Source organism: Phytopseudomonas argentinensis (genome assembly GCF_900113905.1).
Classification (GTDB): Bacteria; Pseudomonadota; Gammaproteobacteria; order Pseudomonadales; family Pseudomonadaceae; genus Aquipseudomonas; species Aquipseudomonas argentinensis.
On record NZ_FORC01000003.1, the window covers coordinates 21,489 to 47,683 of the forward strand.

29 protein-coding genes are annotated in these 26,195 nt (G+C 64.7%); 15 read left to right on the forward strand and 14 right to left on the reverse strand.

Annotated features, from left to right (window positions below; genetic code table 11):
* Positions 1–92 precede the first annotated feature (92 nt).
* Positions 93–845 (reverse strand): substrate-binding periplasmic protein, encoded by a 753-nt coding sequence (locus BM154_RS14615; RefSeq protein WP_074885444.1) that lies wholly within the window; start codon positions 843–845, stop codon positions 93–95.
* Positions 846–1,125: 280 nt separating this feature from the next.
* Here BM154_RS14615 and BM154_RS14620 point away from each other — a divergent pair, with 280 nt between their 5' ends.
* The 8 genes from BM154_RS14620 (at position 1,126) to BM154_RS14655 (ending at position 8,130) form a co-directional block, all read left to right on the forward strand.
* A complete protein-coding gene (locus BM154_RS14620; RefSeq protein WP_074885447.1) occupies positions 1,126–1,854 on the forward strand; it encodes a VC0807 family protein in 729 nt (242 codons plus the stop codon).
* Between the two features lie 12 nt (positions 1,855–1,866).
* Complete coding sequence (locus BM154_RS14625) at positions 1,867–2,307, forward strand: YqaA family protein (protein WP_074885450.1); 441 nt, start codon at positions 1,867–1,869, stop codon at positions 2,305–2,307.
* A gap of 211 nt (positions 2,308–2,518) precedes the next feature.
* Positions 2,519–3,472 (forward strand): lysylphosphatidylglycerol synthase transmembrane domain-containing protein, encoded by a 954-nt coding sequence (locus tag BM154_RS14630; protein ID WP_074885453.1) that lies wholly within the window; start codon positions 2,519–2,521, stop codon positions 3,470–3,472.
* Positions 3,473–3,539: 67 nt separating this feature from the next.
* Positions 3,540–4,805: an Hsp70 family protein gene (locus BM154_RS14635; protein ID WP_074885456.1), complete on the forward strand. Its 1,266-nt coding sequence runs from the start codon at positions 3,540–3,542 to the stop codon at positions 4,803–4,805.
* Between the two features lie 78 nt (positions 4,806–4,883).
* A complete protein-coding gene (locus BM154_RS14640) occupies positions 4,884–5,618 on the forward strand; it encodes a class I SAM-dependent methyltransferase (RefSeq protein ID WP_074885459.1) in 735 nt (244 codons plus the stop codon).
* A gap of 174 nt (positions 5,619–5,792) precedes the next feature.
* Complete coding sequence (hslV, locus tag BM154_RS14645; RefSeq protein WP_074885462.1) at positions 5,793–6,329, forward strand: ATP-dependent protease subunit HslV; 537 nt, start codon at positions 5,793–5,795, stop codon at positions 6,327–6,329.
* A gap of 25 nt (positions 6,330–6,354) precedes the next feature.
* Positions 6,355–7,695, forward strand: coding sequence for an HslU--HslV peptidase ATPase subunit (gene hslU / locus BM154_RS14650; protein ID WP_074885465.1), 1,341 nt, complete (start codon positions 6,355–6,357; stop codon positions 7,693–7,695).
* A gap of 63 nt (positions 7,696–7,758) precedes the next feature.
* On the forward strand, positions 7,759–8,130 hold the full coding sequence (locus tag BM154_RS14655; RefSeq protein WP_074885468.1) for a gamma-butyrobetaine hydroxylase family protein: 372 nt from the start codon (positions 7,759–7,761) through the stop codon (positions 8,128–8,130).
* Positions 8,131–8,232: 102 nt separating this feature from the next.
* Here the strand turns inward: BM154_RS14655 and BM154_RS14660 are convergent, their stop codons facing one another.
* From BM154_RS14660 to BM154_RS14705, 10 genes are all read right to left on the reverse strand, one after another.
* Positions 8,233–9,024, reverse strand: a complete 792-nt coding sequence (locus tag BM154_RS14660; RefSeq protein WP_074885471.1) for a phasin family protein — start codon at positions 9,022–9,024, stop codon at positions 8,233–8,235.
* A gap of 45 nt (positions 9,025–9,069) precedes the next feature.
* On the reverse strand, positions 9,070–9,396 hold the full coding sequence (locus BM154_RS24670; protein WP_139225462.1) for a phasin family protein: 327 nt from the start codon (positions 9,394–9,396) through the stop codon (positions 9,070–9,072).
* Positions 9,397–9,449: 53 nt separating this feature from the next.
* Positions 9,450–10,496: an AlgP family protein gene (locus BM154_RS14670; protein ID WP_074885477.1), complete on the reverse strand. Its 1,047-nt coding sequence runs from the start codon at positions 10,494–10,496 to the stop codon at positions 9,450–9,452.
* A gap of 149 nt (positions 10,497–10,645) precedes the next feature.
* A complete protein-coding gene (locus tag BM154_RS14675) occupies positions 10,646–11,107 on the reverse strand; it encodes an Rsd/AlgQ family anti-sigma factor (RefSeq protein ID WP_074885480.1) in 462 nt (153 codons plus the stop codon).
* Positions 11,108–11,385: 278 nt separating this feature from the next.
* Positions 11,386–12,654: a heme biosynthesis HemY N-terminal domain-containing protein gene (locus tag BM154_RS14680; protein ID WP_074885482.1), complete on the reverse strand. Its 1,269-nt coding sequence runs from the start codon at positions 12,652–12,654 to the stop codon at positions 11,386–11,388.
* Positions 12,651–13,796: a uroporphyrinogen-III C-methyltransferase gene (locus BM154_RS14685; protein WP_074885485.1), complete on the reverse strand. Its 1,146-nt coding sequence runs from the start codon at positions 13,794–13,796 to the stop codon at positions 12,651–12,653. The genes BM154_RS14680 and BM154_RS14685 overlap by 4 nt, the downstream gene beginning before the upstream one ends.
* A gap of 16 nt (positions 13,797–13,812) precedes the next feature.
* The gene (locus BM154_RS14690) at positions 13,813–14,586 is read right to left on the reverse strand and encodes a uroporphyrinogen-III synthase (RefSeq protein WP_074885488.1); all 774 of its coding nucleotides are present in this window, start codon (positions 14,584–14,586) and stop codon (positions 13,813–13,815) included.
* Entirely contained in the window at positions 14,583–15,521 is a 939-nt protein-coding gene (gene hemC, locus BM154_RS14695; protein WP_074885493.1) for a hydroxymethylbilane synthase, read from the reverse strand. The genes BM154_RS14690 and hemC overlap by 4 nt, the downstream gene beginning before the upstream one ends.
* Positions 15,522–15,621: 100 nt before the next feature.
* A complete protein-coding gene (locus BM154_RS14700; RefSeq protein WP_074885503.1) occupies positions 15,622–16,368 on the reverse strand; it encodes a LytR/AlgR family response regulator transcription factor in 747 nt (248 codons plus the stop codon).
* Entirely contained in the window at positions 16,365–17,441 is a 1,077-nt protein-coding gene (locus tag BM154_RS14705; protein WP_074885506.1) for a sensor histidine kinase, read from the reverse strand. Before BM154_RS14705 ends, BM154_RS14700 begins: the two co-directional genes overlap by 4 nt.
* 219 nt (positions 17,442–17,660) lie before the next feature.
* Here BM154_RS14705 and argH point away from each other — a divergent pair, with 219 nt between their 5' ends.
* Genes argH through BM154_RS14720 form a run of 3 tightly spaced genes read left to right on the forward strand, consistent with a single transcriptional unit; the run spans position 17,661 to position 19,832 of the window.
* On the forward strand, positions 17,661–19,055 hold the full coding sequence (gene argH, locus BM154_RS14710) for an argininosuccinate lyase (protein WP_074887086.1): 1,395 nt from the start codon (positions 17,661–17,663) through the stop codon (positions 19,053–19,055).
* A 35-nt stretch (positions 19,056–19,090) separates the two neighbouring features.
* Positions 19,091–19,333 (forward strand): hypothetical protein, encoded by a 243-nt coding sequence (locus BM154_RS14715; RefSeq protein ID WP_074885508.1) that lies wholly within the window; start codon positions 19,091–19,093, stop codon positions 19,331–19,333.
* Positions 19,334–19,352: 19 nt separating this feature from the next.
* Positions 19,353–19,832 (forward strand): GNAT family N-acetyltransferase, encoded by a 480-nt coding sequence (locus BM154_RS14720; RefSeq protein ID WP_074885511.1) that lies wholly within the window; start codon positions 19,353–19,355, stop codon positions 19,830–19,832.
* On the opposite strand, the gene BM154_RS14725 is transcribed toward BM154_RS14720, so the two are convergent.
* Complete coding sequence (locus tag BM154_RS14725; RefSeq protein WP_074885514.1) at positions 19,833–20,498, reverse strand: glutathione S-transferase family protein; 666 nt, start codon at positions 20,496–20,498, stop codon at positions 19,833–19,835.
* A gap of 201 nt (positions 20,499–20,699) precedes the next feature.
* Between BM154_RS14725 and BM154_RS14730 the strand changes: the two genes are divergently transcribed.
* Positions 20,700–20,942: a DUF4282 domain-containing protein gene (locus BM154_RS14730; RefSeq protein ID WP_074885520.1), complete on the forward strand. Its 243-nt coding sequence runs from the start codon at positions 20,700–20,702 to the stop codon at positions 20,940–20,942.
* Between the two features lie 26 nt (positions 20,943–20,968).
* On the opposite strand, the gene BM154_RS14735 is transcribed toward BM154_RS14730, so the two are convergent.
* Together BM154_RS14735 and BM154_RS14740 are read right to left on the reverse strand one after the other, a co-directional pair.
* Positions 20,969–21,592: a 2-dehydro-3-deoxy-6-phosphogalactonate aldolase gene (locus tag BM154_RS14735; protein ID WP_074885524.1), complete on the reverse strand. Its 624-nt coding sequence runs from the start codon at positions 21,590–21,592 to the stop codon at positions 20,969–20,971.
* A 59-nt stretch (positions 21,593–21,651) separates the two neighbouring features.
* Complete coding sequence (locus tag BM154_RS14740) at positions 21,652–22,425, reverse strand: IclR family transcriptional regulator (RefSeq protein WP_074885526.1); 774 nt, start codon at positions 22,423–22,425, stop codon at positions 21,652–21,654.
* A 161-nt stretch (positions 22,426–22,586) separates the two neighbouring features.
* Between BM154_RS14740 and BM154_RS14745 the strand changes: the two genes are divergently transcribed.
* The 3 genes from BM154_RS14745 (at position 22,587) to BM154_RS14755 (ending at position 26,162) form a co-directional block, all read left to right on the forward strand.
* Positions 22,587–22,862, forward strand: coding sequence for a hypothetical protein (locus BM154_RS14745; RefSeq protein ID WP_074885528.1), 276 nt, complete (start codon positions 22,587–22,589; stop codon positions 22,860–22,862).
* 99 nt (positions 22,863–22,961) lie between these two features.
* Complete coding sequence (locus BM154_RS14750; RefSeq protein WP_074885531.1) at positions 22,962–23,207, forward strand: TIGR02647 family protein; 246 nt, start codon at positions 22,962–22,964, stop codon at positions 23,205–23,207.
* Positions 23,208–23,312: 105 nt separating this feature from the next.
* Positions 23,313–26,162 carry a class I adenylate cyclase gene (locus tag BM154_RS14755; protein ID WP_074885533.1) on the forward strand — a complete coding sequence of 950 codons (2,850 nt, stop codon included), beginning with the start codon at positions 23,313–23,315 and terminating at the stop codon, positions 26,160–26,162.
* Positions 26,163–26,195: the final 33 nt, after the last annotated feature.

A 26,195-nucleotide genomic window follows, 5' to 3' on the forward strand; every position in this document is an offset into this window, starting at 1 on the left:
GCTGCGTCCGATGGGCCAGTTGCCGGCAGCTGCGCAGCTGCCGCGCTCATAAACGGCCTTGAAACCAGCTTCGCAGCAAATTTCCCGCCAACTCAGCGCGGGGCCTGGGGTGGCTCTACATCAGGCAGCCATTGGCGGAAAATCGCCGAAAAACTGCCATCTCGGCGCATTTCCGCCAGTTCCTTCTGCCAAGCGGCAACGATCGCCGGGTCGGTATCACGTGAAAACGCGATGTAATACGACGACTCCATGAACACCATCTGCGGCTGCACGTCAGCCGGCTCCAGCCCTGCCGGGGCGAGCATGTCGCGCAGCAGGATGTCCTCGAGCAGGATCAGGTTGCCGCGGCCATGGGCGAACAAGGTGACCATGGTCTGCGGCGAAGGCACGCCATATAGGTTCTGCAGTCCCTTGGCCTGCAGCGCCTCGTAGCTGTACCACTGCTTGGGCACGGCCAACGGGCCGCTGGCCGCGACATCGGCGAGGCTATCGACCTGCATGCCACGGGATTTCAGCGAATAGAAGCGAACCTTGCCATGCAGGATCGGCCCGACCCACTGGAAGCGCTGTTCACGCTCGGGCGTGCGCACCATGGCGAACAGCGCCACATCCGGCCCACGCTGGGCCAGGGTGTAGGCGCGGGTCCAGGGCATCATCTCGATCTGCGCGTGGGCGCCGGTTCTGGCGATCAGCTCACGCACCACATCGACACCAAAGCCGCGCAGTTCACCCTCTTCCATGAAGGCGGTAGGCGGCCCCGGCTCGGTGAGGATGCGCAGTTCGGCGTTCGCGCGCAGGCACAGCAGCGCGACAAACAGCACACCCCAGCAACGCAACGGGCCCATCTGGCCATCCCCATGAACGCGTGAACAGAATCAGCTACCGGGCAGCAGGTCGGCACCGGTGGGTCGTCGACACTCACCTTGCAGCTAAAGCTGGCAATTTTACCCCAGTGGCTGGCCAATTTCAGCAAGCAGCCGTGCAAAGCCGGCTACAGGCTGGCAGGTCATCCATGCCCGTCGGCGGCTTGCCCGAAGGACTTTGTGGCGATTGCCGCGACAATCGGGCTGGCGCCAGCGCCTCAGGCAGGCGATCATCGGCGCTCGCCCACCAACGCGCATCGACATGACCGACACCACGCAAACGCCCGCCGCACCGCACAAGCCCCGTCCGTTCATCGACCTGCTGATCAGCATCGTGATCCCTTCGCTGATTCTCATGAAGCTCAGTGGCGAAGCACGCCTGGGCCCGGATGGCGCACTGGTGCTGGCCCTGGCATTCCCACTGGGCTGGGGCGCCTTCGAGCTGGTCAAGTACCGCAAATTCAACTTCGTCGCCCTGCTCGGCCTGGTCAGCGTAATCCTCACCGGCGGCATCGGCCTGCTGCACCTGGACAACCAGTGGCTGGCGGTCAAGGAGGCGGCGATTCCCGGGCTGATCGGCATCGCCGTGCTGGTGTCGACGCGTACCCGCTACCCGTTGATCCGTACCCTGCTGTTCAACAAGACGGTGCTCAACGTCGACAAGATCCATGACCGCCTGGAGCAGGGCGGCCACACCCAGCGCTTCGAAGCGCGCCTGCTGCGCGCCACCTACCTGCTCAGCGGCACCTTCTTCTTCTCCTCGGCGATGAACTACGTGCTGGCCAAGTGGATCGTCACCAGCCCGGCCGGCAGCGAGGCGTTCAACGACGAGCTGGGGCGCATGACCCTGCTCAGCTACCCGATGATCGCCATCCCTTCGATGATCATGCTGATGGCCATCTTCTACTACCTGTGGCGTACCATCCACGATCTCACCGGGCTCAAGCTGGAGGAGATCATGGCCAACGCCGAAGCGGACAAGAAACCCTGACCGTCCATCGTCTTGCCGGACATCTACGCCTACCTGGGTCTGTTCAGCGCCGCACTCGCGGCGGCGACCCTGCTGCCATTGCAGTCCGAAGCACTGCTGGTGGCGCTGCTGCTCGGCGGCGCACAGCCAGCCTGGGCGCTGGTACTGGTTGCCAGCCTGGGCAATGTGCTGGGCTCGCTGGTCAACTGGTGGCTTGGCCGCTATCTGCAGCGCTTTCGCGGCCGGCGCTGGTTTCCGGTCAGTGACCGACGCCTGCGGCAGGCGCAACACTGGTATGGTCGTTATGGGCGCTGGTCGCTGCTGTTGAGCTGGCTACCGGTGATCGGCGATCCGCTGACCCTGGTCGCCGGTATCATGCGCGAGCCACTGTGGCGCTTCGCGCTTATCGTCAGCCTCGCGAAAACCCTGCGCTATACCGTGCTGGCCGCAGCCACGCTGGGTTTGGGGCTGTAAAAAGACACACGCGGTAACGGCCTGAAAAACGGTGCCAGTTGAGCAACCGGCCCGCCTCCGGGATACTGCGCACCCTGTACACCCACAACCCGCCGGGTCATACCCGAGGGAAAGGTTCTGAACAATGGGTGCGCCAGCCTATCGAATGCACAATCGACTGTCCGCAAAGACGTGAAACAGGGGATCGCCGTTGCAAGGTACCAAGCCCGCGATGAAACGCAGTGACCTGATCTGGACGCTGATCGGGTTGTGCGCCGTGGTCGCGTCCTGCTTTCTGCTCTATCGCGAAGTGCGCAACATTTCCCTCGACGAGATCGCCGGCAGCCTCAAGGCCATCCCGCACCTGAACTGGATGCTCGCCGCCACCGCCACCCTGGGCGCCTACTCGGCGCTGGCCTGGTACGACCGCATCGCTGTCGCGCACCTGGGCAAGAAGATCTCCTGGCGCTTTATCACCCTGTGCTCCTTCACCACCTATGCCCTGGCCCACAACATCGGCGCCTCGGTGTTCTCCGGCGCCGTGGTGCGCTACCGCGCCTACCGCACCAAGGGCCTGACGCCCCATGAAATCGGTATCCTGATCGTCTTCTGCTCCTTTACCTTCGCCCTCGGCACCCTGCTGGCCAGCGGCTGCGTGCTGGTGCTGCAACCGGATCTGATCCATCGCGTGCTGGACGTCACGCCGCTGGTCTCGGTCGCCGTAGGCGGCTTCCTGCTGCTGTTGGTGGGCCTCTACGTGCTCGGTTCGTGGCTGCAGTTCAAGCCTTGGACCTTCGGTAAGCTGCACGTCGAGTATCCCCGTCTGCCCATCGTTGGCCGCCAGTTGCTGGCCGGCCCCCTGGAGCTGGCCTGCGCAGCGGCGATCATCTACTTCGCTCTGCCCGAAGCCTACAACCCCGGCTACATGGTGGTGCTTGGCGTGTTCCTGGCGTCCTTCTCCCTGGCCCTGCTGTCCCACGCGCCAGGCGGTCTGGGCGTACTGGAAGTCAGCTTCCTGGCGGCCCTGCCGGAGATTCCGGCGCCGGACGTGCTGGCAGCGCTGATCGTGTTCCGCGGCTTCTACCTGCTGCTGCCATTCGCGCTTTCGCTGCTTGTCGTGCTGGGCTTCGAGTGGGGCCAATGGCGCATCCGCCGCGGCGGCGTGCAAAATCCGCCTCTGCCCTGACGAAGCGCCAGCACTGCCCGATCATTTCGCCTAGAATGCGCGGCCGTTTTTTCAGGAGCCGCGCGTCATGTCCCTTTCCACACCTGCCCGCGCCTGCGGTATCGACTTCGGCACCTCCAACTCCACCGTTGGCTGGCTTCGCCCCGGCGGCGAAACGCTGATCCCGCTGGAAGACGGCAAGATCACCCTGCCCTCCGTGGTGTTCTTCAACCTCGAAGAGCGCCGCCCGGTGTACGGCCGCCTGGCCCTGCACGAATACCTGGAAGGCTACGAAGGCCGCCTGATGCGGTCGCTCAAGAGCCTGCTGGGTTCCAAGCTGCTGAAGAGCGAAACCGCGGTGATGGGCAGCGCCCTGCCGTTCAAGGATCTGCTCGGTTTCTTTATCGGCGAGCTTAAAAAACGCGCCGAGGCGGTGGCCGAGCGGCCATTCGAGGCCGTGGTGCTGGGGCGCCCGGTGTTCTTCGTGGACGACGACCCGTTGGCCGACCAGGAAGCCGAGAACACCCTGATCACCGTGGCCCAGAAGCTTGGCTTCAAGGATGTGTCGTTCCAGTACGAGCCGATCGCCGCGGCCTTCGATTACGAATCCACCATCGAGCGGGAAGAGCTGGTGCTGATCGTCGATATCGGGGGTGGTACCTCGGACTTCTCCCTGGTGCGCCTGGCGCCCGAGCGCCGCCAACAGGCCGAGCGCCAAGACGACATCCTGGCCACCGGCGGCGTGCATATCGGCGGCACCGACTTCGACAAGCAGCTCTCGCTGGCCGGGGTGATGCCGCTGTTCGGCTATGGCAGCCGGATGAAGAGCGACGCACCGATGCCGACCAGCATGCACCTCAACCTGGCCACCTGGCACACCATCAACATGGTCTATTCAGCGGCCTCGCAGCGGGCGCTGCAGAGCATGCGCTACGACATCCTCGACCCGACCGGCATCGACCGCCTGTTCAAGCTGATCGAACAACGAGCCGGCCACTGGGTGGCCATGCAGGTGGAGGACAGCAAGATTGCCCTCACCGAACACCAGCAGCACCCCATCGACCTGCAGCGCATCGAGGCCGGCCTGGTCGCCGAGCTGACCCGGGGCTTGCTCGAAGACAGCATCGCACCGCTGCTCGAACGTATCCGCAGCAGCGTCGCTGCGCTGCTCGCTGATGCGGGCGTGGGCCTGGAGCAGGTCGACACTGTGTTCTTCACTGGCGGCTCCAGCGGCGTGCCGGCCCTGCGCCAGAGCGTGGCGGCGCTGCTGCCCAACGCCCGGCACGTGGAAGGCAACACCTTCGGCAGCATCGGCAGCGGCCTGGCCATCGAGGCGAAGAAACGTTACGGCTGACACAGGTCAGCGACGTGGCGGCACCGGTGAGGGTGGAATGCTTTATATTTCCATCCTCACCTCCAGGGAATGGTTGCCATGCACACGCTCGAACGTATCTACCCACTGAAGATGGATGAGCGCCTGGCCGCCGACCAGGCGACCCTGGAACTGCACCTGCAGCGTTACCAGTTCGCCAGCCGCTCGCTGCAGGGCCAGCGCGTGCTCGATATGGCCTGCGGGTGCGGCTACGGCAGTGCGTTGCTGGCCGAACAGCACCCGGACAAACAGATCACCGGGATCGATATCGACCCCGAGGCGATTGCCTACGCCCAGGCGAACTATCAGAAGGCCAACCTGCGCTACCTGTGCGCGAACGCGGAGACCTTCGCTGACGGCGCCGGCTTCGACAGCATCGTCAGCCTGGAAACCATCGAACACCTGCCAAGCCCACAGCGGCTGATCGAGAACTATGCGCGGCTGCTGGCCAAAAACGGCGTGATCGTCGCCTCGGTGCCGACCACCCCGACCCTGGACGGCAACCCCCACCACCTTCACGATTTCAGCCCGCGCAGCTTCTTCGCGCTGTTTCGCCGCCATGGCCTGCAGTCAGGCGAACGCTTCGAGCAGATCCAGCGCTGGGAATTTTCCGGGTTATTCAAGAAGTCGAAGCAAACCGCACGCGAGCACCGCTCCGAGGGCGTCGGCAACGCCGTGCTGGCGTACTACCGCCGGCACCCGCTGTACCTGCTCAAGCGCCTTTTGGCGATCCTGCGCTACGGCCCTAGCAATCGCTACCTGACCTGCAGGTTCAGCGAAAACACAGGCCCGTGAGCGGAACGCACCACCAGCTTCTCTGTGCAATTACCGGGCGCTGTCGCCGCTTGCACCCATGGAGCAGCCCCGGCTGATCCGCTACTTTCCCCGGCGTCGTGGCCATGGGTTGAAGCACGCCCAGGCCATCCCCATATAACAGGTCAACCCCGGAGCTGCCGAAGGAGCACGCCCTTGACCACCATCGTTTCAGTCCGCCGCCACGGCAAAGTCGTCATGGGTGGCGACGGCCAGGTTTCCCTCGGCAATACCGTGATGAAAGGCAACGCCAAGAAGGTTCGGCGTCTTTATCACGGTCAGGTGATCGCCGGCTTTGCCGGTGCCACCGCCGACGCCTTCACCCTGTTCGAACGTTTCGAAGCACAGCTCGAGCGGCATCAGGGCCATCTGGTGCGCGCCGCGGTCGAGCTGGCCAAGGACTGGCGTACCGACCGCTCCCTGAGCCGCCTTGAAGCCATGCTCGCCGTGGCCAACAAGGACGCCTCGCTGATCATCACCGGCAATGGTGACGTGGTCGAACCCGAGCATGGCCTGATCGCCATGGGCTCCGGTGGCGGCTACGCCCAGGCCGCCGCCCTGGCACTGCTGCAAAAAGGTAGCGACGAGCTGGGCGCCCGCGAGATCGCCGAAGCCGCGCTGAACATCGCCGGCTCGATCTGCGTGTTCACCAACCAGAATCTGACCATCGAGGAACTGGACTCGGCCCTTTGAGGCCAGTCCGGACCGGAGCCCGCTCATGTCCATGACACCCCGCGAGATCGTCCACGAACTCAACCGCCACATCATCGGCCAGGACGACGCCAAGCGCGCCGTGGCCATCGCCCTGCGCAACCGCTGGCGGCGCATGCAGCTGCCGGTCGAGTTGCGCGCCGAAGTCACGCCGAAGAACATCCTGATGATCGGCCCCACCGGTGTCGGCAAGACCGAAATCGCCCGGCGCCTGGCCAAGCTGGCCAATGCGCCGTTCCTCAAGGTCGAGGCCACCAAGTTCACCGAAGTGGGTTATGTGGGCCGTGACGTCGAATCGATCATTCGCGACCTGGCCGATGCCGCGCTGAAGATGCTGCGCGAGCAGGAAATAATCCGCGTGCGCCACCGCGCCGAAGACGCCGCCGAAGACCGTATTCTCGATGCCCTGCTGCCACCGGCACGCACCGGGTTCGCCGAGGAAGCGGCATCGGCCAGCGACTCGAATACCCGCCAGCTGTTCCGCAAGCGCCTGCGCGAGGGCCAGCTGGACGACAAGGAAATCGATATCGAAGTGGCCGACAGCCCGGCCGGCATCGAGATCATGACCCCGCCCGGCATGGAGGAGATGACCAGCCAGCTGCAGAACCTGTTCTCCAACATGGGCAAGGGCAAGAAGAAGAGCCGCAAGCTCAAGGTCAAGGATGCGCTGAAGCTTGTGCGTGACGAAGAAGCCGGGCGCCTGGTCAACGAGGAAGAACTCAAGGCCAAGGCCCTGGAAGCGGTCGAGCAGCATGGCATCGTGTTCATCGACGAGATCGACAAGGTGGCCAAACGCGCCAACGCCGGTGGTGCCGACGTGTCCCGCGAAGGCGTGCAGCGCGACCTGCTGCCGCTGATCGAAGGCTGCACCGTCAACACCAAGCTGGGCATGGTCAAGACCGACCATATCCTGTTCATTGCCTCGGGTGCGTTCCACCTCAGCAAACCGAGCGACCTGGTGCCGGAACTGCAGGGTCGTCTGCCGATTCGCGTCGAACTCAAGGCACTGAGCCCGGAAGATTTCGAACGTATCCTCAGCGAACCCCATGCCTCGCTCACCGAGCAATACGTCGCCCTGCTGCAGACCGAAGGCCTGGGCGTGGAATTCGTCGAAGACGGCATCAAGCGCATCGCCGAGATCGCCTGGCAGGTCAACGAGAAGACCGAGAACATCGGGGCTCGTCGCTTGCACACCCTGCTGGAGCGGCTGCTCGAGGAAGTGTCGTTCAGCGCCGGAGACCTGGCGGGTCAGCAAGATGGGGAAGTCATTCGCATCGATGCCGACTACGTCAACAGCCATCTCGGCGAGCTGGCCCAGGACGAAGACCTGTCGCGTTACATTCTCTGATAGCCTGGCACCGCGCGGCGCCCTGGTGCCGCGCGGTCCCTGAAGTCCGGCCTGGAGCCTGCCGTGCTTATCCCCACCGCGATCAAGCTGCACAAGGCCTCGCGCCTGCTGGAACTGCACTACGGCAGCGACAGCTACCAGTTGCCTGCCGAATTCCTGCGCGTGCACTCGCCCTCCGCCGAAGTGCAGGGCCACGGCAAGCCCATCCTGCAGACCGGCAAGCTGAACGTGGCGCTGATCGGCATCGAGCCGGCCGGTAATTACGCGCTCAAACTGACATTCGACGACGGCCACGACAGCGGGCTGTTCACCTGGGACTATCTGCGTCAGCTGGCGCTGCGCCAGGACGAACTGTGGCGCGACTACCTGGCCGCCCTGGCCGCCGCCGGGCAATCCCGCGACCCGGACGAATCGGTCGTGCGGCTGATGCTCTGAGGCCGAGCCTGGAGCGTTCAGGCTACGACGCCGTACACAAAGACCCGAGCAGAAACGACAACGCCCGATCATGATCGGGCGTTGTCGCAATCGCCTAGCGGCTCAGGACTCCGAGCCGCTAGGCGCCGTGCTAGCGGCAGGTGCCGGCGCTGGCGTAGCGGATGCCTTGCGCGCCACCGGCTTCTTCGTCGCAGGCTTGCTGGCAGACTTGGCCTGCGCTTTGGTTGCAGGCTTGGCGGCGGCTTTGCCTGCAGTCTTAACCGGGCTTTTGGCAGCGCTGGCCGGTTTGCCGGAAGCCGCTTTGCCGACCGGCGCCTGCTTGGCCGCTACAGGTTTGCCAGCGGCTGGCTTGGCGGCTGGTTTCACGGCGCTGGTGCCGGCTGTTTTGCTGCCTGCCGGCGCCTTGCTCGCGGTCGCAGCCTTGCTGCTCGGTTTGGTTGCTACGGCCTTGGCGGCCGGTTTGCTAGCCGCCTGGCTGGAGCCTGCCGTGAGCTTCTCGAGCTGGCGGGTCAGCAAGTCGACCTTGTCGTTAAGGGCCTTGACCTCACTGCGGCTCGGCACACCCAGCCGGGAGATGGCACTGTTGAGACGCTTGTCGAATGCTTCTTCGAACTCGCCCCACTTGCCGATGGCCCTGTCCTTGACCTCGTCGACGCGCGAACGGGTGCTGGTAGCGGACGAGTCGACCGGCGCATCGGTCTGTTTATCGGCATTGCTCTTGGCGGCCTTCTCGGCCTTTTCGCCATCCTTGACCAGGGTATCGAACAGCTTGGTGCCGTCCTTGCTGACCTTGGAGTATGCGCCCAAGCCGGCCAACCAGATCTGCCGCGAGTACTTCTCGACCTCGCCGATCCAGGAGCTGGCCTGTTTCTCGGATTTCTTTTTAACAGCCATCCTGACTCTCCTCATTGGATACGCGCGACAGCTCAAACAATGCGCTCAGCTGATCCAGCCTAGCAGACAGGCTTTTGATGGCCTGTCGGACGGACTGCCAAGACTCTTCACTGCGCCAGCCACGCGTGAATCGAAGGCCTGCTCGATCTTTGCGATACGGGCGGCGACCTGGTTCTTCACAACGGACACTCTGCTTGTGGCTTCGTCGATCTGGCCGTTGGCCACCTCGACCTGTCCATTGACCCGTTTGCTGCCCGGCTGTTCCGCGCAGAAACGGCCCGTAGCACACGAACTCACAAGGCAACAGGAATAGTCGGGCCTATCGGCGCAGGGTGAGAACGGCAGGCAAGGCAGGGCGCCATGAAAACGCACCGAGGGAGGAGAAGCCCGCGAGCGTGACCACTCGCAGGCTCAGCATGCCTGAATCAGTTGCTGGCTGGCGGCGTTGCGCCGTTGGCAGTACTGCTGGCAGGCGCCGACGCAGCGGCAGGCTCGCTCGCCGCTGGTTTGCTCGCCTCGGGCTTGGCGGCAGGCTTGGCGGCTGCCGGTTTAGCGGCGGGCTTGGCCGCCGGCTTGCTGGCCGTAGGCTTACCGGTGGCCTTGGCCGCCGGCTTGGCAGCAACCGCTTTGGCCGCCTGGCTAGCAGGCTTCGCGGCAGCTTTTGCGGCTGGCTTGGCCGTCGGTTTGGCTGCAGCCTTCACCGCCGGTTTGGCCGCCGCCGACTTGGCAGCCGCTTGAGTAGCCGGTTTGCCGGCAGGCTTAACCGCAGCCTTGGCCGCCGGCTTGGCAGTAGCGGCTTTTGCGGTCGCCTTGGCCGCTGGCTTGGCAGCCGCCGGCTTAGCCATGGCCGTGGCTGCAACGGTTTTCGCAGCAGGCTTGGCAGCGGGCTTGCTGGTAGCCGCTTTTGCAGCGGTTTGAGCGGCCGGTTTGGCTGCTGGTTTCACCGCGGTCTTGACCGCCGGCTTGGCTATAGCGGGTTTCGCAACAGCCTTGGCAGCTGGTCTGGCAGCGGCCGGCTTGACCGGCACCTTGGCGGCAACCGGCTTGGCATCGGCTTTTTCGCGGCTGGACAACGCCTTGCCGGCCGCCTCACGCACCTTGCCAACCCCCTGGGCCAGTTTCAGGCTTTCCTGGGCATCGCGCTTGAGCTGCACGATGTACTGGCGGGTCTCGGTCTGGCGAGCCTGCAGCGCATCGAGCAGGCTTTCCAGTTCGTCCACTGCGGCCCTGGCCTTGGACTGCGCCTTGGCCTTGCCGTCGGCAACTGCCGACTGCAGCTTGCCACGCGCCTTGTGCAGTTTTTCCTGCGCGCTACCCCGCTGCTTTTCCAGCTTGGCGAGGATCTTCTCAGCGTCTACCAGGGCTTGCGAGCAGGCATTTTCAAGGTGCTCGAGCAAACTGCCAGAAAGCTGCTGCAGCAAGTGCAACGGGGTGGTAACCGATTTCTTCTTCGAGTTTTTTGTGGCCGGCATGACGCGCCTCCAGGCGGATGGGATTAAAGCCATACTAGGTGGGTGAAATTTGCGCCCGCCCGAGGCGCTTTGCAAGCACCCGTGCAGCGTTGCAAATAGCATGGCGGGGCTGAAAACGACGACGCCGCGAACAGGCGCGGCGTCGGGGCTCATACAGTGGCGGCGCTGGCCTGCTGTTTATGGGCGGTGTGCAGCACTTCGATCAGGCAGTCTTCGAGTTCGAAGCGCTCGTGGAGCATCTGGCCCAGATGCTTGAGTTCGCGGCTTAGCGCATCGACATCGCCACAATCGCCGCCATCGCAACGGTCATTGAAGGCCAGGGCCGCCTCGGTGATCACCTCGATTCGCGGGTAGATCTGCTTGGCCAAATCCAGGCCGCGCTGATCACCGAATGCCCGCGCCTCGTCGGTGAGCTGCTGATAGACCTCGAAATGCCCCGCGGAGACGTAGTCGACGAGGTACTCGCAGAACCGCTGTACCACCGTCTTGTCGCTAACGTCATCAATGGCCGCATAGGCCTTGATCAGTTCCGCACGTTCCTGCAGCCAACGATCGATCATCAGGTGCACGCCGCCCCACCGCTCCTGCGCATTCTGGCAACTTTCGAGCATGGTGATCCGCTCCCTTATGAGTAAGTCCTGTAGGTATCGGGCACCGACGCTCACTCTGTCGTCGCCACGAATCGGAAATTTGGCTGGCAGCATCCCACTGACCGCACGTCACTGCGAGCCAGGGCCGGGCAGCGACGGCAACGCACTACGAGTCGTGCAGCCGAGCCCCGACACTAGCATGATTCCGATGGCAGTCCGACCCCTGATTTCTTCTCAGCTTATCCCCGCGGCGACGGTCCTCAGCTACGCGGCTCAGGCCGATGCCACAGGGATATCGTTCAGTCGCCAGCGGGCGGGCGCTGAGCGGCCGGCACCGGGGGCGTGGCGACGACCTGGCCACTCAGACGCCGGTCGAGCAGCCCCAGGCCTTCTTGAAACAAGCGGTTACTGCGTTCCACTTCGCCCAGTTGGGCCAGCAGCCGCGCCAACTCGGCACAGGTTTCCGGATGGCGTTCGAGGGTCAGGCTGGCTTCGAAGTAATCACGCGCCTTGCCCCATAGCTGGTTATGCAGGCTCAGCCGACCGAGGGTGAGCAACAATCCGGCATCATCGGGATGCTGCTTCAGCCACCCTTCTGCGGCCTGCAACTGCCGAGCCGAGTCACGGCCACGCAACAATCCGTAGAGCCGTGCCAGACGGCTGTCGTACTCACGGTTCAACGCCTTGTGAAGCAGCTCCTCGGCACCTGGCTCGGCGCCGAGTGCACGCAGGCGATCGGCGTATACGGCGAGTAGTTCCGGCTCGCCACGCAGACTGGGTGAGAGGCGCTCCCAGGCCTGCGCCAGCGACGGTAGCGCACCTTCATCGGCCGCATTGAAATCCACACCGAGCAGGTACTCGCGCCAGGCGCGTCGCTCCAAGGCCATCAGCTCGGCAGGCGCCATTGCCTTTTCCTTGCGCAATACCGGCAGCAGCTTGAGCAGCGACTGCCAGTCACCACGACTGGCATAGAGTTGCTGCAACTGACGCAGTACCTGCGGGTTGTGCGGATGACGCTCGTGCATCACCTGCAGCGTTTCCTCCGCGCTGTCGATCTCCCCGCGCGCCAGTTGCAGCTCGGCATGGGTCAGGGCAATGGCCAGCTCGGCGTTGGGCTGACGCTGCAGCGCCTCTTCCAGCAAGGCGTCGCTTTCCTGGTAATGCTCGAGGTTGTGGGCCGCGCGCGCAGCGCCCAGGTAGTGGATCAAGGGGCGCGGCTCGTTGCGGGCGATACGGCTCAGGTGGGCCTGGGCCTTGCTCCAGCGGCCTTCGATCAGCTCCTGGAAACCATGCTCGGAGGCGCGGCGTACCCGCCGCTCGCGATGCAGCCGCGACCAGGGATTGATCAGTCCCACCGAGGTCAGCAGGGCACGAATCAGCAGTCGCAGCAGCCACAGCGCCAGGCAGACGGCGACGATCAACAGCACGAACGCCCACAGCGTCGATTCGTAGCGAAAGCCCTTGTAGGCGAGCAGCACATAGCCCTGGTGTTCGGCAACCGCCAGACCAAGCAACGCCAGCCCACCGATCACCAGCGCGGTGAGCACCAGCAGGTAGACGCGCTTCATGGGCGCTCCTCCCCATCGCCATCGGCCTGTTCGCTGGGCGCATTCTTGAGACGCTCACGTGCCGATTGCTTGTGCTCGATATAGGCCTCAACGGCGTCCAGCGACTGGTTCAGCTCCGGCGCCTTGACCTCGATCGGCTGGTCGACCAATTCGCCAACGCGGGCGCGCAGGGCGCGGCTGTCGGGGTTGTCGCGATTGAAATTGGCATCCAGCACCTCGGCGGCCTGCTGCAGTGCCTGCCGATAGACCTGGGTCTGCCCATGCAACGCTGCCCACTGCGCCTGCTCGAGCGCCAGGCTCAACGCCAGGCGTACCTGGGTCAGGCTCTGCCCGGCCAGCAGCGGACGCACGTTCTGATCGGCATTGAAATCGAGGCGGAAATACTGCGACAGCTTGTGCAGGGTCTGCCCCCACCAGGTACCCGGCTCGCTTTCGGCGGCCAGCTCGCCAAGCACGCCGCCGTCGGCGACGAACTTCGGATTGAGGGAATTGAGCTGCGCAGCTTGTTCGCGCAGTGCGCCAAGCTGCAGGAACAGCCCGGTGCGATCGGGGTTGTCGGTGGCGCGTAGCGCTTCCAGGCTCTTCGCCAATTGCTCACGGGCGGCGAAGGCCGCCGGGTCATCCTGATCACGGAGGATTTCATCGGCGGCCTGCACCAGCGCGGTGGCGCTGTTGATGTCCTGCAGGGCAGACAGGCGCAGGCTGGCCAGACGCAGCAGGTGCTCGGCCTCGGCCAGGCGCCAGTCCTGGCGGCTGGCGCCCAGCACGGTTTCCAGGCGGCGATTGAGCAATTGCTGGTCGCCCTGCAACTGGGCCACCAGCCGACGACGCTCCTCGAGTTCCTGCAGGCTCGGCAACTGCTCGAAGCGCCCGTTCAGGCTTTCGGTGCGCTGCGACAAGGCCTGGGCCTGGCTGCGCGTCTGCTCGAGCTGGGCCGACTGCTGCTGTGTCTGCTGTTGCAGGGTGTGCAACTGCCAGGCACTCCAGCCACCGACGCCGACACCGATGGCGCCCACCAACAGGGCCACGGCGGCAATCGCCGAGCCGCGCGCCGCCGGTTTGCCCTCGGCAGCGGCTGGGGACGATTCGAGGGCGGGTTGCACAGGCTGCTCCTGCTCTTTCGGGGAAGTCGCTTCGCTCACGTATCCATCCTTTGCTTCAAGAGTCGGGCGAAGCCTGCGCACGCAAGGCCGCCAACAACGCCGCGGTATCGGCACCACGGCAATCCACAACATCAATCGCTCCGAGCTCGCGCGCCATCTCGGCGACTCGCGGGCTGGGCACGAACAAGGGTAGCTGCGCCAGCTCAGGCCAGTCATCTGCCGCCAGTTGGCGCAGATGCGTCAAGCCCTGCCCACTGCTGACCACCAGGCCATTCAAGCGTTCCACCTGTATCAGCCGCTGCAGCGTACCAGCGGGGTAGGCAGGAAGCACACGGCGGTAAACCGGCAGATAGTCCACCTCGACCCCCTGCTCCCGCAAGCGCTCGGCGAGCAGGGTGCGGCCATCCTCGCCGCGAATGATCAGCACCCGGGGAAACAACGCGGCGCGCAGTGGAGCCTGCAATTCAGGCAATTCCAGCAGAGCCTCGCTGTCGTCACCCCGGCCTGGCCAGAAAACCGTCAGCCCATAGTCGGCGAGGATCTGCCCGGTGCCGGCGCCCACACTGAACCAGGGCTGATCGGTAAGTGGCTGCGGCCAGTAACGGTCCAGCAACTCGAGGCCGTAGCGGGCGGCTGGCTTGCTTACCACGATCACGGCGGTGTAACGGTGCAGGTCGCAAATGGTCGCACTGTGCTGCGGCGTTTCCGGCAGCGGCTCGATACCCAGCAGGGGCAGGCAGGCGCCATGCATACCTTGTTCAGCGAGCGCCTGGGCCAGCGCCTGGCACTCCTGCTCGGGCCGGGTCAGCAGCAGGCGCCAGCCACTCACTCGGCAGCGGCCTCGCCATAGATGGCCTTGAGGATGTCGCCGGCGCCCTGGGCCAGCAGCGCCTCGGCGACCTCGATGCCGAGGCGTTCGGCATCCTGCGCAGCGCCACGCTGCTCGGCGCGCAGCAGGCGGCTGCCGTCCGGCTCGCCAACCAGCCCCCGCAGCCACAGTTGCTCGCCTTCGAGGATCGCGTAGCAGGCGATAGGCACCTGGCAGCCGCCATTGAGACGCTTGTTCATGGCCCGCTCGGCGGTGACGCGCAGGGCCGTCTCGGCGTGATTGAGCGGCGCCAGCAGCTGCTGCAACTGGGCATCGCCAACCCGGCACTCGATTCCCACCGCACCCTGACCGCCGGCCGGCAGGCTGTGCTCGACGCCTATGGAATCACGGATGCGATCCTCGAAGCCGAGACGAATCAGCCCCGCCGCAGCTAGAATGATCGCGTCGTACTCGCCGGCATCCAGCTTGGCCAGGCGAGTGTTGACGTTGCCACGCAGGAAATGGATCTTCAGATCGGGGCGGCGGGCCAGCAACTGGGCCTGGCGGCGCAGGCTGGAGGTGCCGACCACGCTGCCGGCAGGCAGCGCATCGAGGCTCTCGTAGGTGTTGGAGACGAAGGCGTCGCGCGGGTCTTCGCGCTCGCAGATGCAGAACAGGCCAAGGCCTTGGGGAAAATCCATCGGCACGTCTTTCATCGAGTGCACGGCGATGTCGGCCTGATCTTCCAGCAGCGCAGTTTCCAGCTCCTTGACGAACAGGCCCTTGCCGCCGATCTTTGCCAAGGGCGCATCAAGCAGCTTGTCGCCGCGGCTGACCATAGGCACCAGGCTCACCTGCAACCCCGGATGGGCATGTTCGAGACGGGCCTTGACGTGTTCGGCCTGCCAAAGGGCCAGGGCACTCTTGCGGGTAGCGATGCGAATTTCGCGGGGCATGTGGACGTTCCAGAAAACCAGTTGCCGCGAATCATAACAGGCTCACGGGTTGCCGGCCCGAAGCCGGCTGCGACCCTTCGCCCTACTCGCGGCGTGGCAACTAGATCTGGTTCATCAACTTGCGCACACCCGCGACATGGCGACGGCTGACCACCAGCGCATCGCCATTGAGCCCCCGGAGATAGAGCTGGAAGTGGCCCAGCGGGGTGCGTTGCAAGCGTTCGATGCGCTCGCGGGCGACCAGGGCATTGCGGTGAATGCGCACGAAGCGGTCACCGAATTCGTCCTCCAGGGCCTTGAGGGGTTCGTCGAGCAGCACCTCGCCGCCCTCGTGGCGTAGCGTCACGTACTTGTGATCGGCGATGAAGTAGATCACCTGATCGAGCGGAATCAACTCGATGCCTTTGCGGGTCCGCGCGCTGATATGGCTGCGCGGCCCGACGCCGCTTTCCGCCGCCGGCCGGGTGAGCGCGGCCAGCTGCACGCGATTGAGACGCTCGGCTTTTTTCAGCGCATCTTCCAGATGCTCCGGGCGCACCGGCTTGACCAGATAGCCCACGGCACTGACCTGAAAGGCTTCCACCGCGAATTCGTCGTGGGCCGTGCAGAAGATCACCGCGGGCGGTGCCTCGCGCTCGCAGAGGCGGGCAGCCGCCTGCAGGCCGTCGAGGCCCGGCATGCGGATGTCGAGCAACACTACGTCGGGCTTGAGGCTCTCGACCAGAGCCAGTGCCTCTTCGCCATTGCTCGCAGAGGGCTCGACCACGCGATAACCCTCCAGTGCAGTCACCATTCGACTGAGGCGCTCTCGGGCAAGGGGTTCGTCATCAACGATCAAGACATTCATAATGATCTGGCTTCCTGCATGGGTCTTGCACATGGGTAGCGGAGACGGGTGTAGTGGAGGCCATCGCGGCGTTCCACACTCAGATTGGCCTGCGCGCCGAAAAGTGCCGCAAGCCGCGCATCGATGTTGGCCAGCGCTTGCTGCGTACCGCGCGAGGCCATGGGCGTACCGCCCTCCTCATAGGGATTGCAGACGCTGAGATGGAATACACCATCGTTGTATGTGGCTGATATCTGCACCAGTCCCCCTTCGATACGTGGCTGAATACCGTAGATCAGAGCATTCTCCAGCAGCGGCTGCAGGGTCAGCTGGGGAATGGGTAAGTCAGCGGGGACATCGTCAACCTCCCACTGCAACTGTAGTCGTTCACCAAGCCGATATTGCTCGATCGACAGGTACCGCCGTGCCAGTTCCAGTTCCTCGCTCCAACTGACGAGGCTACCGGGCTTGGCCAGGCTTGCCCGGAATAGGTCGGAGAGATCCAGCACCGCCTGTTCCGCCCTGGCAGAATCTGTGACAACCAGGCTCGCGATGCTGTTCAAACTGTTGAACAGGAAGTGCGGGCGGATGCGTGCCTGCAGCGACTCGATGCGCGCGCGCAGCTCGGCCTGCTCCTGACGCCGCCACTGGCTCTGCAGGTAGAAATAGCGCAGCAACAGCGCCGACATGATCAGGCTGATCAGCGCATGGCGCAGGTACAGGTTGACTTCGCCCTCATGGGGCAGCGGCCCGCCCAGGTCGTAATAGTCGGCGACTGCCGTGCAGCCCAGCGTCAGGCCCACCACCAGCGCGCAACAGGCCGCGCCTGCCCACATGGCGGGCAACCGCGCGAGCAGAGGCCTGAGGCGGCACAGCAGCGCCGAGGACAACAGCACGATCCACTGCACGAACAGCGAGGTCAGCGCCAGGCGTACCCAGTCGAAGCCGGGCAGCATCGGCTCGGCAAGCACCAGTACCAGCACCAGCAACTCGGCGAGCAACACGGTGCTGAGAAGCGCTTCGGGCTGGCACAGTTCGGGCACGAAAAAATCGTTCGGCGTCTTGGGGGGCGAGGTCTTGCGGGTGGCGTTCATCGATGCAGTTTCGGTGCGTGTTTGGCAACCGGCAAGAGAGCCCGAGGCGACCAGGCGAAATAAGCCGCGTAAACGCGCGGCGACGGGATCAAACTGTGACCCACACGACACTTGCGCCGGCCGCTGCGCACCCGGCCCGGTCTGCTATCATCGGCACACTTTTCCGCCATGGCGGGCAGCCTCGACCCGTCCGAATACGCCTACAGCCGAGTCATATTCATGAGCCAAGAAAAAACCAACCAGTCCTGGGGCGGCCGCTTCAGCGAGCCCGTCGACGCCTTCGTCGCCCGCTTCACTGCCTCGGTGGAATTCGACAAGCGCCTGTACCGCCACGACATCATGGGCTCCATCGCCCACGCCAGCATGCTGGCCAAGGTCGGTGTGCTCACCGATGCCGAGCGCGACGCGATCAAGGGCGGCCTCAAGCAGATCCAGGGCGAGATCGAAGCCGGCACCTTCGACTGGCGCGTCGACCTGGAAGACGTGCACATGAACATCGAGGCGCGCCTGACCGACCGCATCGGCGTGACCGGCAAGAAGCTGCACACCGGCCGCTCGCGCAACGACCAGGTGGCCACCGACATTCGCCTGTGGCTGCGTGACGAGATCGACCTGATCCTCGCCGAAATCACCCGCCTGCAGCTCGGCCTGCTGGAGCAGGCCGAGCGTGAAGCGGAAACCATCATGCCCGGCTTCACCCACCTGCAGACCGCCCAGCCGGTGACCTTCGGCCACCACCTGCTGGCCTGGTTCGAGATGCTCAGCCGCGACTACGAGCGCCTGGTCGACTGCCGCAAGCGCACCAACCGCATGCCCCTGGGCAGCGCTGCGCTGGCCGGCACCACCTACCCGATCGCCCGCGAGATCACCGCCGAGCTGCTGGGCTTCGACGCCGTGGGTGGCAACTCCCTGGACGGCGTGTCGGATCGCGATTTCGCCATCGAATTCTGCGCCGCCGCCTCCGTCGCCATGATGCACCTGTCGCGTTTCTCCGAAGAGCTGGTGCTGTGGACCAGCGCCCAGTTCCAGTTCATCGACCTGCCGGATCGTTTCTGCACCGGCTCCTCGATCATGCCGCAGAAGAAAAACCCCGACGTGCCCGAGCTGGTACGCGGCAAGACCGGCCGCGTGTTCGGCGCCCTCACCGGCCTGCTGACCCTGATGAAAGGCCAGCCGCTGGCCTATAACAAGGACAACCAGGAAGACAAGGAACCGCTGTTCGACGCCGCCGACACCCTGCGCGATTCGCTGCGTGCCTTCGCCGACATGATTCCGGCGATCAAACCCAAGCACGCCATCATGCGTGAAGCGGCGCTGCGCGGGTTCTCCACCGCCACCGATCTGGCCGACTACCTGGTGCGCAAGGGACTGCCGTTCCGCGACTGCCACGAGATCGTCGGCCACGCCGTGAAATACGGCGTGGACAGCGGCAAGGACCTGGCCGAGATGAGCCTCGAAGAACTGCGCCAGTTCAGCGAGCAGATCGACCAGGACGTGTTCGCCGTGCTGACCCTGGAAGGCTCTGTGAACGCCCGCAACCATATCGGCGGCACCGCACCGGCCCAGGTGCGGGCGGCGGTGGCGCGCGGGCGGGAGCTGCTGGCCAGCCGCTAAGTGCACCTTGGTGAGAAACGGGAAAAGGAGTTCCCATGTCCGAATTATTGCTGCGTGGCTTGGCACTGCTCGCCGAGTGGGTACTCGAGGTGGTAGTCGGCTACATCCTGTACATCACCGGCTGGCTAGCCCTGCGCCTGCTGACACTGGGCCGCTACCCGGCCCTGCCACTGCGCGTGGACGATCCAATGGGCTCACGTACGTCCTGGGTCGCCGCGCTCGGCTTCTTTTGCCTCGTGGGTTTGCCATTAGCCTGGCTGACCATCACCTATAGCTGAAACCTCAATGAGAAATCCCATGGCCCTCACCATTCGCCCCGCCGTGCGCGCCGACGCCGCCCTGATCCTGCGTTTCATCACCGACCTGGCCATCTACGAGAAGGCCGAGCACGAGGTGAAGACCGACGTCGTCGGCATCGAAACCAGCCTGTTCGCCGAGGGCAGCACCGCCCACGGCCTGATCTGCGAACTGGATGGCGAGCCGATCGGCTACGCGGTGTATTTCTTCAACTACTCGACCTGGCTGGGAAAACACGGTCTGTACCTGGAAGACCTCTACGTCACACCCGAGCAGCGCGGCGTCGGCGCCGGCAAGGCGCTGCTGCGCCACCTGGCGAAACTGGCGGTAGCGCGCGGTTGCGGGCGCTTCGAGTGGTCGGTGCTGGACTGGAACAAGCCGGCCATCGACTTCTACGAATCGATCGGCGCCAAGCCGCAGAACGAGTGGATCGGCTATCGCCTGACCGGCGAAGCCCTGACGAGCTTCGCCGCTGGCTGATCAGCCGCCGAAGCGGGCCTTCATGTGGGCCAGGAACGGCCCCATCAGCGCGTCCTTGTCGGCCGCGATGCGCTGCACGTTGGGGTTCTCGGCAAAGCGCTCGAGCAGCGTCTTGGCCTTGGGGAAATCGCCCAGCAGGTCGATGGCAAACAGCTTGTGCGCTACGGCAGCAGCCAGGTCGACGCTGTACAGGAAGTACAGATCGGCAATGCTCAGGCTGTCGCCCGCCACATAAGGCGCAAACTTGCCCAGGCGCTTGAGGGCGTCGATCCCGCCAAGTAGTTCCTCGCGGCTCTTGGCCTGGATTGCCCGATCTACCTGCAAGCCAAAGAACGCCTGGGCGTAACAGGCGCGCGCCGGCAGTTCGATATACAGCTCGATGTGCCTGGCCAGCTCGCGCACCCGCGCTTGCTCGTAGGCGCCCTTGGGCAGCAGCGCCGGGCCCTGGCCCAGCGCCTCAATATATTCGAGAATCGCCGACGTTTCGCTGATGTAACCATGCTCGCATTCCAGCACCGGCACCTTGCCGCGCGGGCTGATCGCCAGGAAGGCCTCGTCGCGGGAGGCGAAAACCTGTACTTCCTCGAACGGCAGTCCTTTTTCCAGCAGCGCGAATTTGACCATGTTGTAGTAGTTGCTGACGGCGAAACCATGGAGCCTGAGCATGGATACGTTTCCTCTGGTAGGCAGACCGGGCTCGGTCAGGACAACACGCTAGCGGCATTCGCCAGGCCCCGCCAGTGGCATTTCGGCCAACTGGCCGCAGCCCCTGGGGACTGCTACCCTGCGCCCCGCCCGAGGTACGGGTTGCGCCCGGCGGGTGCAAGCGACCGGGCATTTGCCAACCCATGGACTGGAGATACCCCCATGAAGAACCTGTTCTTCTTCGACGCGATGCTCACCCCGAAAATCATCACTTTCGTCTACTGGCTGATGCTGCTCAGCGTGGCAGTGAGCAGCGTGACGATGATGTTCGGCGCCTATGGCAGTTTCCTCGGCGGCCTGGGCACGCTGATCGGCGGCGCCATAGGCGCACGCATCGGCTGTGAGCTGATGATCGTGCTGTTCAAGATCCATGAGAACCTGCAGAGAATCGCCAACCGCCCCTGACCCCGGCGCGCGACAGGCGAGTCGGCTCAGCGCCGGATCGCCTGCCAGGCAGCGACAAAGGCGGCAGCGTTGTCAACGACTTCGCTGACGCCCATGCCGGGCTTGTACAACGCCGAGCCCAGGCCGAAGCCACTGGCCCCGGCCTGCACGTACTCTGCCATGCTGCCCGGCGTGATGCCGCCCACCGGCAACAATGCGATTTCCTTGGCGAACACCGCTCGCCAGGCCTTGACGATCAGCGGATTGAACTGCTCGGCCGGGAACAGCTTGAGCACATGGGCGCCCGCCTCCAGTGCGGCGAATCCCTCACTTGGCGTTGCCACTCCCGGCGCGCTGAACAGCCCGGCGGCGCGGCTCGCCTGGATCACCTGGGTGCTGCAGTTGGGCGAGACGATCAGCCGGCCGCCGGCCTGCGCCACCTCCTCGACCTGTCGGGTGCTGAGCACGGTGCCTGCGCCGATCAGGGCGCGATCACCCAATTCGGCTGCCAGCAGGCTGATGCTGTGCAGCGGGTCGGGCGAGTTCAAGGGAATCTCGATCGCTCGAAAGCCGGCCTCGTAGAGCGCCAGCCCCACGGGTACGATTTCCTGAGGGGTTACGCCGCGCAGGATGGCGATCAGCGGCAGCTGCTGCAGGTATGAATCGGACATTGCAGGCCCTCCTTGGGGCGTGATGGTGTCCTGGCGACAGGCATCGCCAGACAGTTCAGTCATGACGCTCGCCAGCCCAGCTCGGCCGAGATGGCGTTCGCACAGGCAACCACTTCGGGCACCAGGGCCTGCAAGCGCACTTCCGGCATGTAGGGCACGGCACTGGCGACGCTCAGGGCGGCGACGATCTGCCCACCGGGTTCACGTATTGGCGCCGCGACGCAGCGAATGCCCAGCTCGTTCTCCTCGAGATCGAAGCTGAAGCCACCGCGGGCGTAATCACTCATCTGCTCGCGGAAATGCGCCCAGGACGAGGCGTCGTCCTGCTGGCCGCCCTGCCGGTAGAGCGCCAGCCATTCGTTTTCCGGCAGGTCGAGCATCAGCGACTTGCCGATACCGGTCAGCGCCAGTGGCATGCGCAGGCCGATGCGCGAGCGCATTTCCAGGCCACGGCTGCCCGGCAACTTGTCGATGTACAACACCTCGGCGCCATCGCGCACCCCGAGGTGCACGGTGTCCTGGGTGTGGCGCGCCAATTGTTCGAGGTGCGGTTGCGCCCGCTTCGCCAGCGGCATTTGCGCGCGAGCCTGGTAGCCGAGTTCGATGAGCCTGGGGCCAAGCTGATAGCCGCCGCTGCTGCCACCCAGGGCGCGCAGGTAACCGGCCTGCACCAGCGCGGCGATCAGTCGATGGGTGGTACTGCGTGTACAGCCGATGGTCGCGCCGATATCGGCCAGGCTTCTGGCGCCATGGGCCACGGCATCGAGGACGGCGAGCCCGCGAAATAGTGCCTGGGCGCCCGCCGGGGCCGACTTGTCATGATCTTCTAGCATGGGGTTCTCCAGGCCACTGAATGTAGCTGCGCTCCACCCGATTCTCAATATGAGAAATCCAATCCCATATTTTGGGATAGCATGTAAAGTGCCAATTGTGCATGGTCAGCATCCAGCAGCCCTGTCTACACTGGTCACCTTCCACAGCCCTGGACTGCCCCATGAGCACCACCGACGAGCACGACGACGAAACCTTCACCGAACACACCCTGGTTCAGGCCATCGAGAATCAGCTGGAATCCGGCGAGCCGGCGTTCGCCCAGGCGGTGCTGAACAAGCTGACGCTGGTTGGCCATGAACGTGAGGAAAGCGTGCAGATGATGGCCATGGTGCTGGCTCACGAAGTGGATGCCATGCTGCGTGAGGATCGCCCCTTCGATGCCGAGCGTTACGAACAGCTGCTGCGCGCCTTGCCGACGCTCCCCGAGGAACACTGACCTCGGCGAACTGCCGTGCGCTTGACTACACTGGTTCTGCGGGATGCTCCCGCGCTCCACGGCCCACGCCGTACACGACAACAACAGGCAGGAGTCACCATGGTCTTTAATGCCGATCTGGTCGCTGAACTGGAAATCCTTTTGCTGTTCAACCTGGACAACGGCCAGGAGGGCCTGAAGATTCACCATGATGCCGCCTCTTCCGCGGTCGCCGCTGCCGAGCGCCTGCATGAGAAAGCGTTGATCACCCTACCCGATGGCGGCTATCTGACCCGCCTCGGTCATGAAGCCGCCGAACACGCGCAAAGCCTGAAAACCATCCTCACCACCGCCCAGGCGCGCTGAGCCCCTGATCGTGCCTGCCGCATCAGGCGGCAGGCCCTCTCGGCGCCCATTGCTAGCGGGTGTGCAGCACCTGTAGGCTTGCTCATCACCCGGCCGAGCCCGAGCATGACGCGCCACCTTCCCCTGCGACCCGATATCGATGACGGCATCGACCGCAAGGTGCTGACCCAGCTGCGCGCGCGCTTCATGCGCATCAATCATGGCCGCCGGCAGCGCGCCATGCAGGCCTTGTCGAGCCGCCAGCAGCGGGTGCTGACGCTGTTGCCACTGCTGTTTCATGTCAATCATCCGCTGCTGCCCGGTTATGTGTCCGCACAGACCCCGGCCGGGCTTGCCAGCTTCGAGCCGAGCACCGAACTGCTGGCCGAGGCCCAGCGCCTGACCCGCTCGTTCGCCTACAAGCCCCCCCGCGCTCCGGCGCCAACGCCGATCCACGGCCTGTTCCTGATGGGCAGCCTGGGCACCGTCGCCCAGGCCGAGCAGAGCGACATGGACCTGTGGGTCTGCCACGACGGCGCGCTCGACAGTCAGGCCCGCGACGCACTGCGGCGCAAATGCGATCTGCTGCAGAGCTGGGCGGCCAGCCAGGGCGCCGAGGCCCACTTCTTCCTGATCGACCCCGAACGCTTTCGTAGCGGTGCCCGCGAGGCTCGCTTGACCTCGGACGACTGCGGCACCACCCAGCACTTCCTGCTGCTCGACGAGTTCTACCGCACCGCGATCTGGCTGGGCGGCCGCATGCCAATCTGGTGGCTGGTGCCGGCCGCCGACGAGCATCGCTACGCACAGGTCACCGACACCCTGCTGAGCAAGCGCTTCATCCGTGCGGACGATGTGCTCGACCTCGGCCACCTGGCCAGGGTGCCGGCCGGCGAGTTTATCGGCGCCGGCATGTGGCAGCTGTTCAAGGGTATCGAGTCACCCTACAAATCCGCGCTCAAGCTGCTGCTCGTCGAGGTGTACGCCAGCGAACATCCGCAGGTCCGCTGCCTGTCGCTGCGTTTCAAGCAGGCGGTCTACGACGGCCAGCTCGACCTCGACGAACTGGACCCCTACGTGCTGGTCTACCGCCGGTTGGAGGAATACCTGCAGGCACGCGGCGAAACCGAGCGCCTCGAACTGGTAAGGCGCTGCCTGTACCTCAAGGTCAACAAGAAGGTCAGCAAGCCGCCACGCCATCGCGAAAAGAGCTGGCAGCGCCTGCTGCTCGAGCGCCTGACCGGTGAATGGGGCTGGGGCGAGCGTCAGTTGATCCTGCTCGACAGCCGCAGCCAGTGGAAGGTCCGCCAGGTCAGTGCCGAGCGCCAGGTGCTGGTCAACGAGCTCAACTACAGCTACCGCTTCCTGTCGACGTTCGCCCGCAGCCGCCCCGCCGACGTGGCGGCAGATAGCCGTGACCTGGCGGTGCTGGGCCGACGCCTGTATGCCGCCTTCGAACGCCGGGCCGGCAAGGTGGAATTCATCAACCCTGGCATCGCCCCGGATCTGGGCGAAGACACCCTGACACTGGTGCACAACCCTATGCCCAGGGGTGAGCGCTGGGCGCTGTTCAGTGGCAGCCTGGGCGCCCAGGAATGGAGGGACTTCGCGCCACTGCGCCAGGCCCGTAGCCTGATCGAACTGCTCGCCTGGTGCCATCGCAACGGCGTCATCGACAGCGGTACCCACCTGTCGCTACACCCAGGCGCCAGCGACCTCAGCGAGGTCGAGCTCAGCCAACTGCTGGGTTGTCTCGCCCAGGGCCTGCCGATGCCACTGGCGAGCGCGGCCGAGGCCGCCCTTGCCCGGCCTCGCCGCCCCAGCGAGGAACTGCTGCTGATCAACGTCGGTGTCGATCCACTCAAGCAGCACAGCCAGATGAACGTGCACATGACCAGCGAACGCACCGACCCTCTGGGCTATTCGGGGGTGCGCGACAATCTGGTGCTGACCCTCGACCGCATCACCCTCAACAGCTGGAATGAGCTGCTGGTCGAGCGTTACGAAGGGCCCAGCGCCCTGCTCGATTGCCTGAGCGCTGTGCTCAACGCGCTACCCGCCCACGGCCAGCGCCCCAACTTGAGGGTCAACTGCTATTGCCGCAACCGCGCGGTGGCCATCGTCGAGCGCATCGAGGGGCTGCTGAGCGAGTTGATTGAGCACCTCGACAGCGGCGAGAAGCGACGGTATCTGCTGCAGATCGCCCGCGGCTACCACCTGCTCGAGCTGGCGCCTGGCAACGTCCGTCATACAGCACTGGCGGACCTGCCTGCACTGCTCGAACACCTCGCCCAGGATCGCAACGACTACAGCTCGCTGCAGGTCGACCGCAACGCCCTGGAAGGCGAGGACCTGACGCTGATCCTGGAGGCCGGGCGCCCGGCCTGTATCCAGGTGTTCTACCGCCTGCACGAAAGCGATGACCAGGCACAGGTTACCGTGCTGGACGAGTGCGGCGTGATCTGGCGAATCCAGGCGCCGTTCCACAACGAAAGCAGCCTGCTGACGCCGCTGCACCGTTTTCTGCAATCGCTGCTGTATCGACGCGACGCCGCACAAGCCCTCGAACAACCGCAGCAACCACCGGAGCTCGCCTACTACCAGGTTCTGCCGGCCGCACCATTTCGTGCGCAACGCCTGGAGCCCAGGCCGGCCCCGGTAAGCGAGGTCAGCCAACGATTCTATGACGTGCAGGCCATCGTCGAGCCGGGCAACGGCGCGCGGGCCTACATCAGCCTGTTCTGCAACCACCGGGAATTTTCCGAGCTTGAGCACGGCGAGCAGCTGTTCGCCACTGTGGCCCGGCACATCCTCGCCCAGCGCGGCGAGGAACAGCCCTACCCCTGCTACATCACCGACCTGGACCTTTCCGCCCTGCTTGGCGACAGGCAACCCTCGGCAGTGCATTATCTGCGCTACAAGGCCAGCCTCGAGGAGGCGCTGAACGGCGCACTGGCCGCCCCCAGATCTTATTGATAACAATTCTCACAATGAGCTACCATGCTCGCT

Bases quoted from the DNA above. Each gene is read 5' to 3' on its own strand.
- BM154_RS14615 (WP_074885444.1), bottom strand. From the start codon at position 845: ATGGGCCCGTTGCGTTGCTGGGGTGTGCTGTTTGTCGCGCTGCTGTGC.
- BM154_RS14620 (WP_074885447.1), top strand. From the start codon at position 1,126: ATGACCGACACCACGCAAACGCCCGCCGCACCGCACAAGCCCCGTCCG.
- BM154_RS14630 (WP_074885453.1), top strand. From the start codon at position 2,519: ATGAAACGCAGTGACCTGATCTGGACGCTGATCGGGTTGTGCGCCGTG.
- BM154_RS14635 (WP_074885456.1), top strand. From the start codon at position 3,540: ATGTCCCTTTCCACACCTGCCCGCGCCTGCGGTATCGACTTCGGCACC.
- BM154_RS14640 (WP_074885459.1), top strand. From the start codon at position 4,884: ATGCACACGCTCGAACGTATCTACCCACTGAAGATGGATGAGCGCCTG.
- hslU (WP_074885465.1), top strand. From the start codon at position 6,355: ATGTCCATGACACCCCGCGAGATCGTCCACGAACTCAACCGCCACATC.
- BM154_RS14660 (WP_074885471.1), bottom strand. From the start codon at position 9,024: ATGGCTGTTAAAAAGAAATCCGAGAAACAGGCCAGCTCCTGGATCGGC.
- BM154_RS14670 (WP_074885477.1), bottom strand. From the start codon at position 10,496: ATGCCGGCCACAAAAAACTCGAAGAAGAAATCGGTTACCACCCCGTTG.
- BM154_RS14675 (WP_074885480.1), bottom strand. From the start codon at position 11,107: ATGCTCGAAAGTTGCCAGAATGCGCAGGAGCGGTGGGGCGGCGTGCAC.
- BM154_RS14680 (WP_074885482.1), bottom strand. From the start codon at position 12,654: ATGAAGCGCGTCTACCTGCTGGTGCTCACCGCGCTGGTGATCGGTGGG.
- hemC (WP_074885493.1), bottom strand. From the start codon at position 15,521: ATGCCCCGCGAAATTCGCATCGCTACCCGCAAGAGTGCCCTGGCCCTT.
- BM154_RS14700 (WP_074885503.1), bottom strand. From the start codon at position 16,368: ATGAATGTCTTGATCGTTGATGACGAACCCCTTGCCCGAGAGCGCCTC.
- BM154_RS14705 (WP_074885506.1), bottom strand. From the start codon at position 17,441: ATGAACGCCACCCGCAAGACCTCGCCCCCCAAGACGCCGAACGATTTT.
- argH (WP_074887086.1), top strand. From the start codon at position 17,661: ATGAGCCAAGAAAAAACCAACCAGTCCTGGGGCGGCCGCTTCAGCGAG.
- BM154_RS14715 (WP_074885508.1), top strand. From the start codon at position 19,091: ATGTCCGAATTATTGCTGCGTGGCTTGGCACTGCTCGCCGAGTGGGTA.
- BM154_RS14720 (WP_074885511.1), top strand. From the start codon at position 19,353: ATGGCCCTCACCATTCGCCCCGCCGTGCGCGCCGACGCCGCCCTGATC.
- BM154_RS14725 (WP_074885514.1), bottom strand. From the start codon at position 20,498: ATGCTCAGGCTCCATGGTTTCGCCGTCAGCAACTACTACAACATGGTC.
- BM154_RS14730 (WP_074885520.1), top strand. From the start codon at position 20,700: ATGAAGAACCTGTTCTTCTTCGACGCGATGCTCACCCCGAAAATCATC.
- BM154_RS14735 (WP_074885524.1), bottom strand. From the start codon at position 21,592: ATGTCCGATTCATACCTGCAGCAGCTGCCGCTGATCGCCATCCTGCGC.
- BM154_RS14740 (WP_074885526.1), bottom strand. From the start codon at position 22,425: ATGCTAGAAGATCATGACAAGTCGGCCCCGGCGGGCGCCCAGGCACTA.
- BM154_RS14745 (WP_074885528.1), top strand. From the start codon at position 22,587: ATGAGCACCACCGACGAGCACGACGACGAAACCTTCACCGAACACACC.
- BM154_RS14750 (WP_074885531.1), top strand. From the start codon at position 22,962: ATGGTCTTTAATGCCGATCTGGTCGCTGAACTGGAAATCCTTTTGCTG.
- BM154_RS14755 (WP_074885533.1), top strand. From the start codon at position 23,313: ATGACGCGCCACCTTCCCCTGCGACCCGATATCGATGACGGCATCGAC.